Source organism: Polaribacter litoreus (assembly GCF_054584775.1).
The window spans coordinates 1-2,344 of sequence record NZ_JBTLRD010000056.1 but is presented as its reverse complement, the minus strand read 5'-3'; the positions used below and the strand labels follow the sequence as shown (position 1 = coordinate 2,344).

General features: G+C 27.4%; 3 protein-coding genes. All 3 read left to right on the top strand.

What is annotated here, in order from left to right:
* Positions 1 to 197: 197 nt before the first annotated feature.
* Positions 198 to 818 carry a hypothetical protein gene (locus tag ACW9UN_RS17000; protein WP_459487562.1) on the top strand — a complete coding sequence of 207 codons (621 nt, stop codon included), beginning with the start codon at positions 198 to 200 and terminating at the stop codon, positions 816 to 818.
* Positions 819 to 1,053: 235 nt separating this feature from the next.
* Positions 1,054 to 1,272: a hypothetical protein gene (locus tag ACW9UN_RS16995; RefSeq protein WP_459487561.1), complete on the top strand. Its 219-nt coding sequence runs from the start codon at positions 1,054 to 1,056 to the stop codon at positions 1,270 to 1,272.
* Between the two features lie 23 nt (positions 1,273 to 1,295).
* Positions 1,296 to 1,751: a hypothetical protein gene (locus ACW9UN_RS16990; RefSeq protein ID WP_459487560.1), complete on the top strand. Its 456-nt coding sequence runs from the start codon at positions 1,296 to 1,298 to the stop codon at positions 1,749 to 1,751.
* The last annotated feature ends 593 nt before the right edge of the window (positions 1,752 to 2,344 follow it).

Below are 2,344 nucleotides of genomic sequence, written 5' to 3'. Positions count from 1 at the left end.
CTCAAACGTATCGCAACAAAACATAACACCGTGTAAAATTTATTGCTTTTTCGGGTTTTTCTTACGAAAAACCTCGGGAACGCTAAAGTTTTAGTCTAGATAGCTTTTTTTTCGCTAAATTTACGCAACAAACAATACACCAAAACGTTAGGCAATATTAAAAACCAGATCCTAAATATTAAAACACTAACAAAAAAATGAAAAAAATTATAACATTATTTGCCCTAAGTATTTTATTAATGGCTTTTCAATGTGAAGATGAACCATCAGTATACGAGAATTATGAATTTAATAAAATCAAGGTAAATATTACCCCTAAATCAAGCTTCAAAAAAAGTGACACAATTTGGATTGAAGGGATTGTATCCTCGAATGTATATGACAAAATTATACAAGATTCTATTTTTTATGAAATTGGATTTTCTCCTGCAATCTCGCTATATAAATTAGTCAAACCTGAAAACAATGCTACTAATAGCAAAGATGCAGTTGACAAATTTGAAATCATTTATGATACAAATAAAATTTCGTTTTTAGGTCGTTGTGAGAACTCTACATTTTTTCCAGAAACTGAATTATCTGATAATGAAAAAAATTATAAATATAAACTTGGACTAAAACCATTACTCAAAGGAGATTATATTATTAATTTTTGGAATGATAGCAAAATTTTGAATACTAACTTGAATGATTACATTTTGAATGATTATCGACTAATAAATTTAGATACTAAAATAGGATTTAATTCTTGCGGACGTACTTCATATAAAAGTTTTGAAAATGAAAATACTCGTGAATATTTTTTTACAGTTGAATAAGAATATTTTTAATAATAAAATATAAACTCATCTAAATGTGAAACAAAGAACATTGCCTAACACCGTATATAATTTATTGCTGACTTCTTGCCTACTTGCGAAAGTCCTCGCGGACTTTCTTTGTCCGTAATTATTTACTAAATTGGTTGCTTGAACCACGCAACAAACCATATACAACAACGTTAGCAAAAATTAACCAATCAGACGTAAAAACTCAAATTGAAAGAAAAAGAGAATGAATAAAAAAGATATTATTCCTCCCAAAAAAGATTTATCTAATAAAGTTCACGAATATATAAACGAGGTGACAAAAACAGTAACTGGAGGATTTATAAATCCTTTAGTTGATTTTGTTTTACCATCACTACATCAAAAAAAGTTTGAAAATTGGTGTAATAATGTACACTCAGCAATTATGGAATTAGAAGGGAAAAAATTTCAAGAGAAGATATAATCTCAAACGAAGAATTTATTTCTTTGCTTAAGGAAAGTGTGTCTTTAGCATCTAAAACTCATCAGGAAGAAAAACATCTGTTATTAAAGAATGCTCTTATCAATAATTTTGAAAGTAATTTCACATTTGACTCAAAACTAATTTTCACAAGACTAATTGGAGATTTAACAGTTAATCATTTATACTTTTTAAAATTAATTGACAAATACTCGGAGAAAATAAAGGACATAAAATTATTCTCTGAAATAAAGAACATTTTAAAAAAAGATTCTCTTTCAGTTATAATACCAAATAATTCTTATCGAATAATATTAAGTGATTTGGAAAAATATAATTTGATTGAAACAGGTGATATTACATTTGAAAGTGTTGTTCGCAAATCTCTTTTATTATCGTCAGGAAGAGAAGATTTCAATTTACCTTACATAACTGTAACAGTTTTCGGGAAAGAATTTATTGAATATATCAAAAATGAATGAATTAAAAACTTTTGCTAACACCGTATAAAATTAATTGCTGGTTTTAGCCATTTTACGAAAGTCCTCGCGGACTTTCTATCTGTGATTTATTTGCTAACTTTAGTGCTTAAAACACGCAAATAATCTTATACATCAACGTTGTAAATAATAGTGGAAAACACTCAGAAACGTGAAAATTTGAATTTCCAAAATGTCTGAATTTAGTTGTTCGTGGGAATTTTTTAATCGCTTAAAATGGAATTTAACAATTGCTGAATTATCTTTCACTCGTGTAAAATTGTCTTGGGAATTTTATCTTAATTGTGGGAATTTTAAACGTGTGAATTTACTCTGACTGGAAAATTAAAACGTGGGAAAATTAGTAAGACGTGAGAATCAAAAACTGAATTTAAGCAACTTTCGGAATTGAATTTCTTTGTGGAATTTATTACTTAAAATGTTGAATTAAGCAAAGTGCGAAAAACTAAAATGGAATTATTAACTGGAAAAAAAACTACTATTTACAACACCGTGTATAAAAAATTGCTAATTTTAGCTTAACCAAAAGTTGTTGCTTTTTTTGCAATCTTATATTTTCCTTCGGAAAATAACGA

Coding starts and splice junctions, on each gene's coding strand:
- ACW9UN_RS17000 (WP_459487562.1), top strand. CDS start 198: ATGAAAAAAATTATAACATTATTTGCCCTAAGTATTTTATTAATGGCT.
- ACW9UN_RS16995 (WP_459487561.1), top strand. CDS start 1,054: ATGAATAAAAAAGATATTATTCCTCCCAAAAAAGATTTATCTAATAAA.